Here is a 14,367-nt window from a genome sequence, read left to right as displayed (position 1 = left end):
GGGCGCCGTCGCGTGCTCGTCCGCACGAGCCTGGTCCGGCGTCTCGACGGCGGACCGCGGGGGCAGGTCGGGCGGGCACCACCACGAGGTGACGGCGCCGGCCCGGACCGGCGCCGTCATCTCGTGGCCGTCACCTCGCGCGGGTCACACCGAGGGCGGCGGCGCGCACGGTGAGCGCGGCCCGCGTGATCTGCCGCGCGGGCAGCGGCTCGACGCCGGGAACCCGCACCACCGTGCCGAACCCGGGCGGCTCCTCGCCGTCGTCCGGCTCGGACCGCACCAGGACGACGCGGGCCGGGTCGGCGCCGGCACCGACCAGGCCCCGGCGGTCGGCGTCGCTCCCGGCCCGCGGCGACCGGGCCACGACGACCGCGCCCCCCGGGCAGGTGGCGAGCTGCGCAAACAGCAGCCGCCGCACCGCGTCCGCCGCGTGCGGGTCGTCCGGGGCGCCTGGAGGCAGCACGCCGGCCAGCGCGCTCTGCACGACCTGCTCGCTGAGCAGCGGCAGCCCCAGCTCGGCCGCCAGCCGCGGGGCCAGGGCGGTGCCACCCCTCTCGGGCTCGACCAGGGCGACGACCTTCGCTCGCTCGGCGGGCGGGGCGTACGGCTCGGCCGGCCACTCCTCGGCGGTGATCGCGTAGCGCTCGTGGTCGCGCCAGTCGTCGCGACCGTCAGCGCCGGCGAGCAGCAGCATCCGCGGCGTCCGCCCCTCGTGCCGGAACCCGAGCGAGCGCAGCAACCCCGCGGACGACGCGTTGCCGGGCTGCACGTTCGCCTCGACCCGGTGCAGCCCGACGCCACCAGCGAGCCGGGGACGCAGCGCCACGTCGACGACGAGCGACAGGCCCTCGCGGAACAGGCCGGTGCCGGCGTACGGGTCGTAGGCGTCGTAGCCGAGGCTGCCGCTCTCGAACCTCCCGCGGACGATGCTCGACAGGTTGATCCGCCCGACGACGCCGTGCGCGCCGCGCGGCTCGTGGGCCAGCACCAGGAACGTGCGGTGCACGTCGGACTGGCGCTCGACGTGGCGCAGCAGGTCGTCGGGGTCGACCGGGTTCCAGCGCGACAACCGCTCGCGCGAGGCCAGCACCGCGCGGCGGTAGGGCTCGGCGTCCGACGCGAGCACCGGACGCACGTGCACCCGCTCGCCGGACGCCGTCAGGGGCTGTGGCTCGCTCATGCCGCACCCGCCGGGCGGAAGGCGCGACCGCGCAGGACGACGGCGGTCGGGTGCCGCAGCGCGCTGACGTCGGTGCGCGGGTCGGCGGGCAGCACGACCAGGTCGGCGGGGGCACCCTCGACCAGCCCGCCGCGGCCGAGCCACTCGCGCGCCCCCCAGGTGGCGGCCGACACCGCCTCGACCGGCGTCAGGCCGGCGGTCACCAGCTCGGCGACCTCGTCGGCGACCAGCCCGTGCGGCAGCGAGCCGCCGGCGTCGGTGCCGCAGTAGACCGGCACGCCGGCCTCGTGCGCGGCCCGCACCGTGGCGTGCCGGCGGGCGTGCAGGTCGAGCATGTGCGCGGCGTACGTCGGGTACCGCTCGCGGCCGCGCGCCGCGATGCCCGGGAACGTGGCGATGTTGACCAGCGTCGGCACGATCGCGACACCGCGGGCGGCGGCCAGCGCGGCGGTGTCGGCGTCGAGGCCGGTGGCGTGCTCGAGGCAGTCGAGGCCGGCGGCGAGCAGGTCGGGCACGGCGTCGGCGCCGAAGACGTGCGCGGTGACGCGAGCACCCTCCTCGTGGGCGACCCGCACCGCCTCGGTGAGCGCGTCGAGCGGCCAGCACGGCGCCAGGTCGCCGACCGAGCGGTCGATCCAGTCGCCGACGAGCTTGACCCACCCGTCGCCGCGCCGGGCCTCCTGCCGCACGTGGTCGGCCAGCTGGTCGGGCTCGATCTCGTGCGCGAAGTTGCGGATGTAGCGCCCGGGACGGGCCAGGTGCCGCCCGGCGCGGACGATGCGCGGCAGGTCGTCGGCGTCGTCGATCCACCGGGTGTCGGCCGGGCTGCCGGCGTCGCGCAGCAGCAGGGCACCGGTGTCCCGGTCGGTCTCGGCCTGGGTGCGCTGGACGTCGCGCGGCACGGCGCCGTGGGCGTCGAGCCCGACGTGGCAGTGCGCGTCGACGAGGCCGGGCAGCACGACGCCGTCCACCGTCGTGACGTCGTGGTCGCCGTCGGGGCGCTCGAACGTCAGCCGCCCGCCGAGCACCCACGCCTCGTCGTGCTGTTCGCTCGGCCCGGTGAGCACCGGTCCGGCGAGGTGCAGGACGTCGGCCATGCCCCGACCCTACGACCGTCGGCGGAGGCGACGGCGCGCGGTGCCTAGCGGCCCAGGAACTTCTCGAAGCCCGGGGGCAGCTGACTCAGGTCGGGGACGGCGTCCGCACCGGCACCGGCTCCGAACGCCGACCCCGCGCCGGGTGCCGCGGCGGCCGGCTTGCCCTCCAGGGCCTGCCGCTCCTGCTCGGCGCGCTTGGCGGGGTTTCCGCTCTTGCCCTTCTTGCGCGTGGGCGCCTTGCCCTTCTTGCGGCCCGGGCCGCCCATGCCGGGCAGGCTCGGCATGCCCGGCACGCCGCCCATGCCGCGACGCATCTGCTTCATCATCTTCTGCGCCTCGGTGAGCCGCTGCAGCAGCTCGTTGACCTCTGAGACGCTGCGGCCGGAACCGCGGGCGATGCGTGCACGACGTGAACCGTTGATGATCTTCGGCTGCTTGCGCTCCTGCGGGGTCATCGAGCGCACCATGGCCTCGACCCGGTCGAAGTCGCGCTCGTCGATCGCGTCGAGCTGCTCCTTCATCTGCCCCATGCCCGGCATCATGCCGAGCATCTTCTTCAGCGAGCCCATCTGCTTCACGGCCGCCATCTGGGCCAGGAAGTCCTCGAAGGTGAAGTCCTCCTCGGCCGCGAACTTGCGCGCCATCTCGTCGGCCTGGCCGGCGTCGAACGCCTTCTCGGCCTGCTCGATGAGCGTCAGCACGTCGCCCATGTCGAGGATGCGCCCGGCCATCCGGTCGGGGTGGAAGACCTCGAAGTCCTCCAGCTTCTCGCCGGTGGACGCGAACATGATCGGCCGCCCGGTGATGCTGGCCACCGACAGGGCGGCGCCACCGCGCGCGTCGCCGTCGAGCTTGGTGAGCACCACGCCGGTGAAGTCGACGCCGTCGAGGAACGCCTGCGCCGTGGTGACCGCGTCCTGGCCGATCATCGCGTCGATGACGAACAGCACCTCGTCGGGCTGCACGGCCGCACGGATGTCGCCCGCCTGCTGCATCAGCACCTGGTCGATGCCCAGCCGGCCCGCGGTGTCGACGATCACCACGTCGTGGTGCCGCGCCGTCGCCTCCGCCACACCGCCGCGCGCCACCGACACGGGGTCGCCCGCCGTCGCCGCGTCGGGGTCGACGCCCTGGTTGCCCGGCTCGGGCGCGTAGACCGGCACCCCGGCCCGCTCGCCCACCACCTGCAGCTGCGTCACCGCGTTCGGGCGCTGCAGGTCGGCCGCGACCAGCAGCGGCGTGTGCCCCTCGGCCCGCAGGTAGCGCGCCAGCTTGCCCGCCAGGGTCGTCTTGCCCGCACCCTGCAGACCGGCCAGCATGATCACGGTCGGCGGGTTCTTCGCCAGCTGCAGCCGCCGCGTCTCGCCGCCGAGGATCGACACCAGCTCGTCGTTCACGATCTTGACGATCTGCTGCGCCGGGTTCAGCGCCCCGCTGACCTCCGCCCCCAGCGCCCGCTCGCGCACCGCCGCCGTGAACTGCCGCACGACCGGCACCGCGACGTCCGCCTCGAGCAGCGCGGTGCGGATCTCGCGCACCGTCGCCGCGACGTCGGCTTCGGACAGCCGCCCCTTGCCGCGCAGGTTCTTGAACGTGGCGGAGAGGCGGTCGGACAGCGTGCTGAACACTCGGGTCCCCGGGGGTGGTCGGGCGGTGACGGACCCGCCCAGCCTACTTCGCGCCCGCGCCGACGCGCCCCGCACGCGCCGCCCCCCGGTTCGGCGCGGGGGCACTCTGCGCCACCGGGAACGGCACGGGGGCACCCCGCGCCATCCCGAACAGCACGGGGGCACCCCGCGCCACCCCGAACAGCACGGGGGCACCCCGCGCCACCCCGAACAGCACGGGGGCACCCCGCGCCACCCCGAACGGCACGGGGGCACCCCGCGCCATCCCGAACAGCACGGGGGCACCCCGCGCCATCACGAGGGCCGAGAGCGGCGGGATGCACAGGCGGCGCACAGCCTCGTCGGTGCGAGCGCGCAGCGAGGCGGCCGATGCTCACGGCATGACCTCGGACGCGCCCCCGGCCCCCGCGGCGGCCGCCCTCGCCGCCGCACCCACCGACGCCGTCGTCGGACACCGGACCGGAGGCGTGCTCGGCGAGCGGGTGATGCCGTGGCGAGCAGCGCCTCGGCGGTGGTGGCGCGACCTGGCGGGGTGCCTGGCGTGGGGCTCGGTGCTCGTGGTCGTGGCGCTGTGGGTGGGGCACGGCGGGGCGCAGGGGCTCGACGGCGCGGCCGGCTGGACGACGGGGCTGGGCCGGTTGGCCGGGCTGCTGGCGTCCGACCTGATGCTGCTGCAGGTGTTCCTGATGGCTCGGGTGCCGTTCGTCGAGCGCAGCTACGGGCAGGACGAGCTGGCGCGCCGGCACCGGCTGGTCGGGTTCGCCTCGTTCGATCTGCTGCTGGCCCACGTGGCGCTGATCGTGGTCGGGTACGCGCTGACCGACCGGCGCGACGTCCTGCGCGAGGCCTGGCACCTGGTGCTGACCTACCCGGGCATGCTGCTGGCGACCGCCGGGTTCGCGTGCCTGGTCATGGTGGTCGTGACATCGGTGCGCGCGGCCCGGCGGCGGCTGCGCTACGAGTCGTGGCACCTGCTGCACCTGTACGCCTACCTCGGCACGGGGATCGCGCTGCCGCACCAGATCTGGACCGGCGCCGACTTCGTGGCCACCCCGTGGGCGCGCGCGTACTGGTGGAGCGTCTACGCGATCAGCCTCGGGTCGGTGCTGGTGTGGCGCGTCGGGGTGCCGGTGCTGCGCACGGTGCGGCACCGGCTCGTCGTCACCCGCGTCGACGTCGAGGCGCCGGGCGTGGTGTCGGTGCACGTCGGCGGACGCGACCTGCAGCGGCTGCCGGTGCGGGCTGGCCAGTTCCTCCAGTGGCGGTTCCTCGACGGCCCCGGCTGGACCCGCGCGCACCCCTACTCGCTGTCGGCGCAGCCCACCGTCGACGGTCTGCGGATCACCGTGAAGGACCTCGGCGACGGCAGCGGGCGGCTCGCGTCCCTGCGGCCGGGCACCCGGGTCGTCGTCGAGGGCCCGTACGGGCGGCTGACCGAGGAGGTCCGCACCCGCCGCAGGGTCACGCTGCTGTCGGCGGGCGTGGGGGTGACGCCGTTGCGCGCGCTGCTCGAGGACCTCGATCAGGGTCCGGGCGACGTCACCCTCGTCTACCGGTCGCGCGGACCGCAGGACGTGCTGTTCCGCGACGAGCTCGACCGGCTGCAGCAGACCCATGGCGCCCGCGTCGTCCACGTGCACGGACCGCGCGTCACCGCACGCTCCTCCTGGATGCCGCAGCAGGCCGCCCACCTCACCGACGCCGAGGGGCTGCTGCAGATCGTCCCGGACGTCGCCGAGCACGACGTCTACGTGTGCGGTGGTCCGGAGTGGGCCGAGGCCGCCGCGCAGGCAGCCCGCGACGCCGGCGTCCCTGCCCGGAACGTCCACCTCGAACGGTTCGCCTGGTGAACCGTCCCCCGCCCGACCCCCACCCCAGGAGCGCCTGATGCGCCGCATCGTGACCGCCATGGCGGCGACCGTGACCGCCGTCGTCCTGCTCTTCAGCTACCGCACCAGCACCGGCTCGGAGGCTGCGACCGGCACCGCCGCGAGCGTCGTGGCGGCCTCGTCCAGCGGCGGGACGTCGTCCGGGACGTCGGGGGGCGGATCGTCGTCCGACAGCTCGTCGTCCGACGACAGCTCGTCCGACAGCTCCTCGTCGAGCACGTCCGCGACGACGTACACGGGCGAGACGGCGCAGACGCGATGGGGCGCGGTGCAGGTGAGCATCACGGTGGCGGGCGGCAAGATCACCGCGGCGCAGACCGTGCAGGTGCCCAGCGACAACTTCCGCGACCAGGAGATCAACTCCTACGCCGTCCCGGTGCTGAACAGCGAGGTGGTGGCCGCGCAGAGCGCCGACATCGACACCGTCTCTGGAGCGACCGTCACCAGCGACGGTTACAAGGAGTCGCTGCAGTCGGCCATCGACGCGGCGCACCTGTGACCGCGCCGCGGGCCGCGTTCGTCGAGCAGGTCATGGGCCTGCCGGTGAGCGTGCACGTGCGCGGCCCGGCCGCCCGCTGCGACGCCGTGCGCGAGGCGGTGACGCGCGCGTTCGCGTCGCTGCACGAGGCCGACGCGGTGTTCAGCACCTACCGGCCCGACAGCGACGTCGCACGCATCCGCCGCGGCGAGCTCGCCGTCGCCGCCGCCGACCCGCTGGTGGCCGAGGTGCTGGCGATCGCCGAGGACGCGCGGGCCCGCACGGACGGCCGGTTCGACGTGCGGCTGCCCGACCCCGACGGCGTCCGCCGCCTCGACCCGTCCGGCGTGGTCAAGGGCTGGGCGGCCGAGCGAGCGGGTGGGTTGCTCCGTGACGACCCAACGCTCGACGGCCACGACTGGTGCCTGAACGCGGGCGGCGACGTGCTGGTCGGCGGGCACCTCCCGGACGCCGCGCCCTGGCGCATCGGTGTCGAGCGGCCCGGCGGACCGGGCCTCGTCGCGGTCGTCGAGCTGCACCGAGGCGCGGTCGCGACGTCCGGCAGCGCAGCCCGCGGCGACCACGTGCTCGACCCACGCTCGGGCCGACCCGCGCGCGGCCTGCGGTCCGCCACCGTCACCGGCCCGTCGCTGCTCTGGGCCGACGTGCTCGCGACCGCGGCCTTCGTCGCCGGCCGCGACGCACTGCGCTGGATGGCGAGCGTGCCCGGCTACGAGGCGCTCGTCGTCACGGACGAGGAGGACGTGCTGCGCTCCCCCGCGTTCCCGGCGAGCTCTGCGGCGGCGCTCTCGTAGCGCGGGGGCACTCTGCGCCACCAGGAACGGCGCGGGGGCACCCTGCGCCACCAGGAACGGCACGGGGGCACCCTGCGCCACCAGGAACGGCACGGGGGCACCCTGCGCCACCAGGAACGGCACGGGGGCACCCCGCGCCACTGAGGGCCGGGGCGGCGCTGTCAGCCGGGCGGGGGGACCTCGCCGGCGTCGACGAGCACGGCGACGACGGCGGCGACGCGGGCGGGGGTGAGGGAGCCGCCGCCGGGTTCAGCCAGGTAGAGGGTGTCGACGGCCTGGCCGGCGTGGGTGGCGACGTGGGCGGAGCGGACGTCGACACCGGCCTCGCCGAGCTCGCGGCCGAGGGCGTGGAGCAGGCCGGGGCGGTCGGCGGCGCGCACCTCGACGACGGTGGCGTGCTCGGAGGCGCCGGGTACGAGGACGGCCCGGGGCTGGGCGGGGACGCCGCGGCCGGGGCGGTAGGCGGCGTCGCGGCGGGCGAGGCGGTCGAGCACGGTGCGGTCGCCGTCGGCCATGCGGCGCAGGGCGGTGAGCATCGTGGCGACGGGCGGCAGGTCGCCGTACGGGGCGGTCACCCACCAGGTGTCGACCGCGACGCCGTCGACCGTGCGCACGAGCGCCGAGCGCACCGACAGCCCGTGCGCGGCCAGAAGCCCGGCGACGTCGCCGAACAGGCCGAGCCGGTCGGGGGCGACGACGGTGACGACGTGCATGCCGTCGAGGTCGCGGACGTCGATCTGCGGGCTGCCGCCCGCCCGCACCCCGGCGGCGAGCGACGTCTCGTCGGCGGTGAGCGGTGCGGGGCCGGGCACGGGGGCCCCGGTGAGCACGGTCGCGGCGCGGCTGGTGAGGTCGTCGACGAGCCGGGCCCGCCAGGCGCTCCAGGCGGCGGGGCCTGCGGCGACCGCGTCGGCCTCGGTGAGCGCGCGCAGCAGCGCGAGCACGTCGGCGCGACCGTCGACGGCCGCGACGAGCGCCTCGACGGTGCGCGGGTCGTCGGGGTCGCGGCGGGTGGCGAGGTCGACGAGCGTGAGGTGCTCGCGCACCAGCCGCTCCACCACGGCGACGTCGGCCGGGTCGAGCCCGATCGCCTCGGTGGCGCGGCGGGCCAGCGGCGCGCCGACCGAGCTGTGGTCGACAGAGCCGGGCAGCTTGCCGAGGTCGTGCAGCAGCGCCGTGACGAGCAGCAGGTCGGGGCGGTCGACGTCGCGCAGCAGCCGCCCGCACTCGACGACGGCCTCGATCAGGTGCCGGTCGACGGTGTGCCGGTGCACGGCGTTGCGCTGGGGCCGTGAGCGGACGCCCTCCCAGCCGGGCAGCCAGCGGGCGGTGAGCCCGGCGAGGTCGAGCGCCTCCCAGACGGGCACGAGCGACGGGCCGGCGCCGAGCACGTCGAGCAGCGCCTCGCGGGCGGCGGCGGGCCAGGGGTGCGGCAGCGGCGCGGCGTCGCGGGCCAGGTGGGCGACGGTCACCGGCGACAGCGGCAGCCCGTGCTGGGCGGCGGTGACGGCGCCGAGCAGCGCGAGCACCGTGAGCGCGGCGGGTCGCAGGCCGGGGCCGAGCACCACCTCGCCGTCGTGCTCGACCAGGCCGTGCCCGAGCGGGCGCAGCCGAGGACGACGTCCGCCGGGCCGGAAGCGGCGCGACGGCACCGCTTGCCTGGCGCGGCGCACGGTGGTGTCGACCGCGTAGGCGATGGTGCGCGCGGCCTGGGAGACCCGGGTCAGCAGCGCGTCGGCGTCGTCGGCACCGACGAGTCCGGCCACGGTGTCCTGCTCGCTGAGCAGCAGGGTGTCCGACGGCTTGCCGGTCACCACGTGCAGGGCGTCGCGGACGTCGAGCAGCTGGGCCTGCGCCGCGTCGACCGGTGCGTGCGGCCGGTCGGCGAGCCACGACGCCGACAGCGCGCGCAGCACCGTGACGTCACGCAGCCCGCCGCGGCTCTCCTTCAGGTCGGGTTCGAGCAGGAACGCCGCGTCGCCGTAGCGGCGGGCCCGCTCCTCGACGGCGTCCAGCAGCTCGGGCAGCCGGCGGCGGGCGGCGCCGCGCCAGTCCTCCAGCAGCCGGGCGCGGGTGGCCGCGACGAGGTCGGCGTCCCCGGCGATCACCCGCAGGTCGAGCAGCCCCACCCCGGCGGTGAGGTCGTGCGCGCCGACGTCACGGCACTGCGCCGGCGTCCGCACCGAGTGGTCGAGGCGCAGCCCGGCGTCCCACACCGGGTACCAGACCCGGTCGGCGAGCGCGGCGACCTCGCGGGTCGACAGCGCGTGCCCGTCGTGCACCAGCACCAGGTCGAGGTCGGACGCCGGACCCGCGTCGCCGCGCGCCAGGCTGCCGACCGCGGCGAGCGCCAGCCCGGACGTCGGGGCGCCCTCGCTGGCGACGCCCCACAGCTCCCCGAGCCAGCTCTCGACCAGCTCGGTCAGCCGGCGCCGGCGGCCGGCCCCGTCGTGCTCGTGCCACGACGAGGACCGGGCCGCCGACGTCAGCCGCTCGGCGCGCAGGTCGCGCGCCACCCCCTGCTTCACCATGCCCGGCTAGATCGCGTCGAGGCCGCGCTCACCGGTGCGGACGCGAGCGACGTCCTCGACGGGCGTCACCCAGACCTTGCCGTCGCCGATGCGACCGGTCTGCGCCGCCTTGACCAGCACGTCGACCACGTCGACGGAGTCGCCGTCGTCGACGAGCACCTCGAGCCGCACCTTGGGCACGAGGTCGACGGTGTACTCCGCGCCCCGGTAGACCTCGGTGTGCCCGCGCTGCCGGCCGTAGCCGCTGGCCTCGCTGACCGTCATGCCCTGCACCCCGAAGGACTCCAGGGCGGTCTTCACGTCGTCGAGCTTGTGCGGCTTGATGATCGCGGTCACGAGCTTCATGCCGACACCTCCTTGCTCAGGTGGCCGGACGGCACGGGGGTCGTGCCGGGGCGGAATCCGGTGCCACCCAGGGTGGCGAGGTCGTAGCCGGTCTCGGCGTGCTCGGCGCTGTCGATGCCGGAGACCTCGAGCTCCTCGTCGATCCGGAAGCCGATGGTCTTCTGGATGAGCAGCCCGATGACGTAGGCCAGCACGAACGAGTAGACCAGCACCGCGCCCGCGCCGACGGCCTGGCGCCACAGCTGGTCGACGCCGCCGCCGTAGAACAGCCCGTCGACACCGGCCGGAGCGTCCGCGGTGGCGAGGAAGCCGACGAGCAGGGTGCCGACGAGCCCCCCGACGAGGTGGACCCCGACGACGTCGAGGCTGTCGTCGAAGCCGAGCTTGTACTTCAGCCCGACGGCGTAGGCGCAGATCACCGCGGTGACGAAGCCGAGCACGATCGCGCCGACCGGGTTCACCGAGGAGCAGCTGGGGGTGATGCCGACCAGGCCGGCGACCACACCGGACGCCGCCCCCAGGCTCGTCGCGTGACCGTCCCGGATCCGCTCGACGAGCAGCCAGCCCATCATCGCCGCACCGGTGGCGACGAACGTGTTGATCCACGCGACGCCGGCGGTGCCGTTGGCGGCGACCGCGGAGCCGGCGTTGAAGCCGAACCAGCCGAACCACAGCAGGCCGGCGCCGATCATGACGAGCGTCAGGTTGTGCGGGCGCATCGGGTCGCGACGGAAGCCGATGCGCTTGCCGAGCACCAGCGCGAGCGCCAGACCCGCGGCGCCGGCGTTGATGTGCACCGCCGTCCCGCCGGCGAAGTCGATCGCCTTCAGCCGGTTCGCGATCCAGCCGCCGGCCGAGTCCGCACCCGCGGTCACGCCGTCGAAGGCGAACACCCAGTGCGCGACCGGGAAGTACACGATGGTGGCCCAGATGCCGGAGAACAGCAGCCAGGGGCCGAAGCGCGCGCGGTCGGCGATGGCGCCGGAGATGAGCGCGACGGTGATGACCGCGAACACCGCCTGGAACCCGACGAAGACCGGGGCGGGGATGGTGCCGACGAGCTGATGCGCCATGCCCAGCGCGTCGTCGCCCTCGCCGCGGCCGGTGCCGATGAGGCCCTTGAGCCCGAAGAACTGGCCGGGGCTGCCGAACAGGCCGCCCTTGACGTCGTCCCCGAAGGCGATCGAGTAGCCGTAGAGCACCCACAGCACGCTGACCAGACCCAGCGCGCCGTAGCTCATCATCATCATGTTGAGGACGCTCTTCGTGCGGACCATGCCGCCGTAGAAGAGCGCCAGACCGGGGGCGGTCATGGCCAGCACCAGGGCGGCGCTGGTCATGAGCCAGGCGGTGTCACCACTGTCCATCGATGGGACCTCCGTGCGAAGCGGGGCGGCGCGGGGCTCGGCCGGCCCTCGTGGGCGGGGGCGTCGGTGGCGCGCTGACGCGTCCGACACCAGGAGGTTCCCGATCACCTGTTACCCCCGCGGCAGCGACGCGTTACGCGGGTGTGACGAACCGCCATCCCGTGTGAACGGGTTGTTGCCGGCTCCGGCCTACGAGCGGCCGCTCAGGCCAGCAGCGCGTCGACGAACTCGGCCGGGTCGAACGGCGCGAGGTCGTCCGGGCCCTCCCCCAGGCCGACCAGCTTCACCGGCACGCCGAGCTCGCGCTGCACGGCGACGACGATGCCGCCCTTGGCCGTGCCGTCGAGCTTGGTGAGCACGATGCCGGTGACGTGCACGACCTCGCTGAACACCTGGGCCTGCCGCATGCCGTTCTGCCCGGTGGTGGCGTCGAGCACCAGCAGCACCTCGTCGACCGGTGACTTCTTCTCGACGACGCGCTTCACCTTGCCCAGCTCGTCCATCAGCCCGGCCTTGTTCTGCAGGCGGCCGGCGGTGTCGATGAGCACGACGTCGGCGCCGAGGTCTGTCCCGGCGTTCACCGCGTCGTAGGCCACGGCCGCCGGGTCGCCGCCGTCGCGGGCAGAGCGGATCGTCGGGACGCCGACGCGGCTGCCCCAGGTCTCGAGCTGGTCGGCGGCGGCCGCGCGGAAGGTGTCGGCCGCGCCGAGCACGACGTCGCGCTGCTCGGCGACCAGCACGCGGGCGAGCTTGCCGACGGTCGTGGTCTTGCCGGTGCCGTTCACCCCGACGACCAGGACGACGGCCGGCCGGCCCTCGACGTGCGTCACGAGCGACCGGTCGACGTCGGGGCCGACCAGCGCGAGCAGCTCGCTGCGCAGCAGCGCCCGCACCTGCTCGGGGTCGCGCACGCCGTCGACCTTCACCTGCCGCCGCAGCCGGTCGACCAGCTCGGTGGTCGGGCCGACGCCGACGTCCGCCGCCAGCAGGGTCTCCTCGACCTCGTCCCAGGTGTCCTCGTCGACCCGGTCGCGCGAGAGCAGCTCGAGCAGGCCCTTGCCGAGCGCTCCGTTCGACCGCGACAGCCGGGCCCGCAGGCGGTGCAACCGCCCGGCGGCGGCGTCCGGCTGCTCGAGCCGGCCCAGCTGCTCGAGCTCGGCGAGCGTCTCGGCGTCCAGCTCGGTCTCGGTGACCTGCCCGGGCACGCCCGGCTCGTCGAGCGGCGGACGGTCGAGCAGGTCGGTCGGCGCGTCCTGGATCGTGCGCGTCGGCGTGTCGCGCGGCGTCGTCGCGTCGTCACCGACCCCCGGCACGTAGTCGGTGCCCGGCCGCTGGGGCAGCCGCCTCGTGCGTCCCCGCCCCCGGACGAGGCCGACCCCCGCACCCACGAGCGCGAGCACGATGAGCACGGAGATGGCGATGACGAGCGTGATCGGGTCCACGACCGACGATCCTCTCAGAGCCTGCGCGGGGCGCCCACCCGCGCCCCTGCGCCCGCGACGTCACGCCGCCGGGTGGCGCGGGGTGCCCCAGTGCCACCTAGGACGTCGTGAAGTGCCCCCGCGCCGTCAGGGGGTCGTACGCCCCGGGCTCATGTGTCGGCGCGGGGTGCCCCCGTGCCGCCCAGGCCGGCGCAGGGTGCCCCCGCGCCACGAACGGGCGCGGACGAGCTCGGCTCAGGCGCCTCGGACGCCGGGACGAGGGTCAGTCGCGAGAGCCGCGGGAGGCGCTGGGGAGCTTGTCGGCGACGGTGCTGCCGAGGTCGACGACGCGGTCGCGGGCGCTGGACAGCCGCTCCTCGCCCTCGCGGCTGAGCAGCTCGCGGCCCTCGCGGCGGGCGGGCACGGCGACGAGGGCGACCACACCCAGGGCGAGCACGAGGGCGAGCAGCATCCCGACGATCACCGTGGTCATGCCTCTACGGTGCCTCACCCCGCGGCGTCCCTCAAATCCGGCACGCCCGCACCGAGCGCGACCGCACGGAACTAGGCGCCCTCGGCCTCGCGCAGCCGCTGGCTGACCACCGTGGTGACGCCGTCGCCGCGCATCGTGACGCCGTACAGCGCGTCCGCCGACTCCATCGTGCGCTTCTGGTGGGTGATCACGATGAGCTGGCTCGACTCGCGCAGCTCCTCCATGATCACGATGAGCCGGCCCAGGTTCGTGTCGTCGAGCGCGGCCTCGACCTCGTCCATCACGTAGAACGGGCTCGGGCGGGCCTTGAAGATCGCCACGAGCAGCGCGACGGCGGTCAGCGAGCGCTCGCCACCCGACAGCAGCGACAGCCGCTTGACCTTCTTGCCCGGCGGGCGGGCCTCGACCTCGATGCCGGTGGCCAGCATGTCGTCGGGGTCGGTGAGCAGCAGCCGGCCCTCGCCGCCGGGGAACAGCCGGGCGAACACCCGCTCGAACTGCGCGGCGGTGTCGGCGTAGGCGGCGGCGAACACCTCCTGCACGCGCTCGTCGACCTCCTTGACGATGTCGAGCAGGTCGGCCTTGCTGCGGCCGAGGTCGGCGAGCTGCTCGGTCAGGAACTTGTGCCGCTCCTCGAGCGCCGCGTACTCCTCCAGCGCGAGCGGGTTCACCTTGCCCAGCAGCGACAGCGCCCGCTCGGCCTTGCGCAGCCGCTTCTCCTGCACCTCGCGAACGTAGGCGGTCGGCTGCGGCGGCTCGGCGGGCTCGGGGTCGCCGGGCACCTGCGGCGACGGCGGCACGAGCTGGTGCGGGCCGTACTCGTCGACCAGGACGTCGGGGTCGATGCCCAGCTCGTCGACGGCACGGGTCTGCAGCTGCTCGATCCGCAGCCGCTGCTGCGTGCGGGCCACCTCGTCCTTGTGCACCGAGTCGGTGAGCTCGCGCAGCTCGTCCTCCAGGCCGCGCACCCGCGAGCGCACGATCCCGAGCTCGCGGTCGCGCTCGACCCGGCCGGCCTCGGCGGTGTCGCGCTCGGCGGCGGCGGCGTCGAGCGAGCCGGCGACCAGCTCGAGCACGTACGCGGCGCCGAGCTCGACGGCGCGGGCGACGTCGGCCTCGATGA

General features: G+C 75.3%; 12 protein-coding genes. 3 read left to right on the top strand and 9 right to left on the bottom strand.

Annotation, left to right across the window (positions count from 1 at the left end; genetic code table 11):
• Nucleotides 1-130 precede the first annotated feature (130 nt).
• The 3 genes from ACYVI6_RS08155 to ffh are packed head-to-tail and all read right to left on the bottom strand — an operon-like array spanning nt 131 to nt 3,905.
• Nucleotides 131-1,180: a GNAT family N-acetyltransferase gene (locus tag ACYVI6_RS08155; RefSeq protein ID WP_460445894.1), complete on the bottom strand. Its 1,050-nt coding sequence runs from the start codon at nt 1,178-1,180 to the stop codon at nt 131-133.
• Nucleotides 1,177-2,277 (bottom strand): amidohydrolase family protein, encoded by a 1,101-nt coding sequence (locus ACYVI6_RS08150; RefSeq protein ID WP_460445893.1) that lies wholly within the window; start codon nt 2,275-2,277, stop codon nt 1,177-1,179. The genes ACYVI6_RS08155 and ACYVI6_RS08150 overlap by 4 nt, the downstream gene beginning before the upstream one ends.
• 44 nt (nt 2,278-2,321) lie before the next feature.
• Nucleotides 2,322-3,905 (bottom strand): signal recognition particle protein, encoded by a 1,584-nt coding sequence (gene ffh, locus ACYVI6_RS08145; protein WP_460445892.1) that lies wholly within the window; start codon nt 3,903-3,905, stop codon nt 2,322-2,324.
• A gap of 380 nt (nt 3,906-4,285) precedes the next feature.
• Between ffh and ACYVI6_RS08140 the strand changes: the two genes are divergently transcribed.
• From ACYVI6_RS08140 to ACYVI6_RS08130, 3 genes are read left to right on the top strand one after another with little or no spacing between them, the layout of a single operon-like run.
• Nucleotides 4,286-5,755, top strand: a complete 1,470-nt coding sequence (locus ACYVI6_RS08140) for a ferredoxin reductase family protein (protein ID WP_460445891.1) — start codon at nt 4,286-4,288, stop codon at nt 5,753-5,755.
• Nucleotides 5,756-5,792: 37 nt separating this feature from the next.
• Nucleotides 5,793-6,293: an FMN-binding protein gene (locus ACYVI6_RS08135; protein ID WP_460445890.1), complete on the top strand. Its 501-nt coding sequence runs from the start codon at nt 5,793-5,795 to the stop codon at nt 6,291-6,293.
• On the top strand, nt 6,290-7,087 hold the full coding sequence (locus ACYVI6_RS08130) for an FAD:protein FMN transferase (protein WP_460445889.1): 798 nt from the start codon (nt 6,290-6,292) through the stop codon (nt 7,085-7,087). Before ACYVI6_RS08135 ends, ACYVI6_RS08130 begins: the two co-directional genes overlap by 4 nt.
• Before the next feature lie 161 nt (nt 7,088-7,248).
• Here ACYVI6_RS08130 and ACYVI6_RS08125 read toward each other — a convergent pair whose 3' ends face one another.
• The 6 genes from ACYVI6_RS08125 to ACYVI6_RS08100 form a co-directional block, all read right to left on the bottom strand.
• Nucleotides 7,249-9,618, bottom strand: a complete 2,370-nt coding sequence (locus ACYVI6_RS08125) for a [protein-PII] uridylyltransferase (protein WP_460445888.1) — start codon at nt 9,616-9,618, stop codon at nt 7,249-7,251.
• A 6-nt stretch (nt 9,619-9,624) separates the two neighbouring features.
• Entirely contained in the window at nt 9,625-9,963 is a 339-nt protein-coding gene (locus ACYVI6_RS08120) for a P-II family nitrogen regulator (RefSeq protein ID WP_460445887.1), read from the bottom strand.
• The gene (locus ACYVI6_RS08115; protein ID WP_460445886.1) at nt 9,960-11,330 is read right to left on the bottom strand and encodes an ammonium transporter; all 1,371 of its coding nucleotides are present in this window, start codon (nt 11,328-11,330) and stop codon (nt 9,960-9,962) included. The genes ACYVI6_RS08120 and ACYVI6_RS08115 overlap by 4 nt, the downstream gene beginning before the upstream one ends.
• 203 nt (nt 11,331-11,533) lie before the next feature.
• Nucleotides 11,534-12,763, bottom strand: a complete 1,230-nt coding sequence (ftsY, locus tag ACYVI6_RS08110) for a signal recognition particle-docking protein FtsY (protein WP_460445917.1) — start codon at nt 12,761-12,763, stop codon at nt 11,534-11,536.
• Between the two features lie 271 nt (nt 12,764-13,034).
• On the bottom strand, nt 13,035-13,244 hold the full coding sequence (locus ACYVI6_RS08105) for a hypothetical protein (protein WP_460445885.1): 210 nt from the start codon (nt 13,242-13,244) through the stop codon (nt 13,035-13,037).
• Between the two features lie 71 nt (nt 13,245-13,315).
• The coding region (locus tag ACYVI6_RS08100; RefSeq protein WP_460445884.1) for a coiled-coil domain-containing protein at nt 13,316-14,367 on the bottom strand (1,052 nt) is incomplete at its 5' end.

The sequence above is a fragment of the Angustibacter aerolatus genome (genome assembly GCF_054776675.1).
This window is presented reverse-complemented; position numbering and strand designations above follow the sequence as displayed.

What these genes read in the sequence shown, in the direction of transcription:
- ACYVI6_RS08155 (WP_460445894.1), bottom strand. Translation starts at nt 1,180, where the DNA reads ATGAGCGAGCCACAGCCCCTGACGGCGTCCGGCGAGCGGGTGCACGTG.
- ACYVI6_RS08150 (WP_460445893.1), bottom strand. Translation starts at nt 2,277, where the DNA reads ATGGCCGACGTCCTGCACCTCGCCGGACCGGTGCTCACCGGGCCGAGC.
- ACYVI6_RS08140 (WP_460445891.1), top strand. Translation starts at nt 4,286, where the DNA reads ATGACCTCGGACGCGCCCCCGGCCCCCGCGGCGGCCGCCCTCGCCGCC.
- ACYVI6_RS08135 (WP_460445890.1), top strand. Translation starts at nt 5,793, where the DNA reads ATGCGCCGCATCGTGACCGCCATGGCGGCGACCGTGACCGCCGTCGTC.
- ACYVI6_RS08125 (WP_460445888.1), bottom strand. Translation starts at nt 9,618, where the DNA reads ATGGTGAAGCAGGGGGTGGCGCGCGACCTGCGCGCCGAGCGGCTGACG.
- ACYVI6_RS08120 (WP_460445887.1), bottom strand. Translation starts at nt 9,963, where the DNA reads ATGAAGCTCGTGACCGCGATCATCAAGCCGCACAAGCTCGACGACGTG.
- ACYVI6_RS08115 (WP_460445886.1), bottom strand. Translation starts at nt 11,330, where the DNA reads ATGGACAGTGGTGACACCGCCTGGCTCATGACCAGCGCCGCCCTGGTG.
- ACYVI6_RS08105 (WP_460445885.1), bottom strand. Translation starts at nt 13,244, where the DNA reads ATGACCACGGTGATCGTCGGGATGCTGCTCGCCCTCGTGCTCGCCCTG.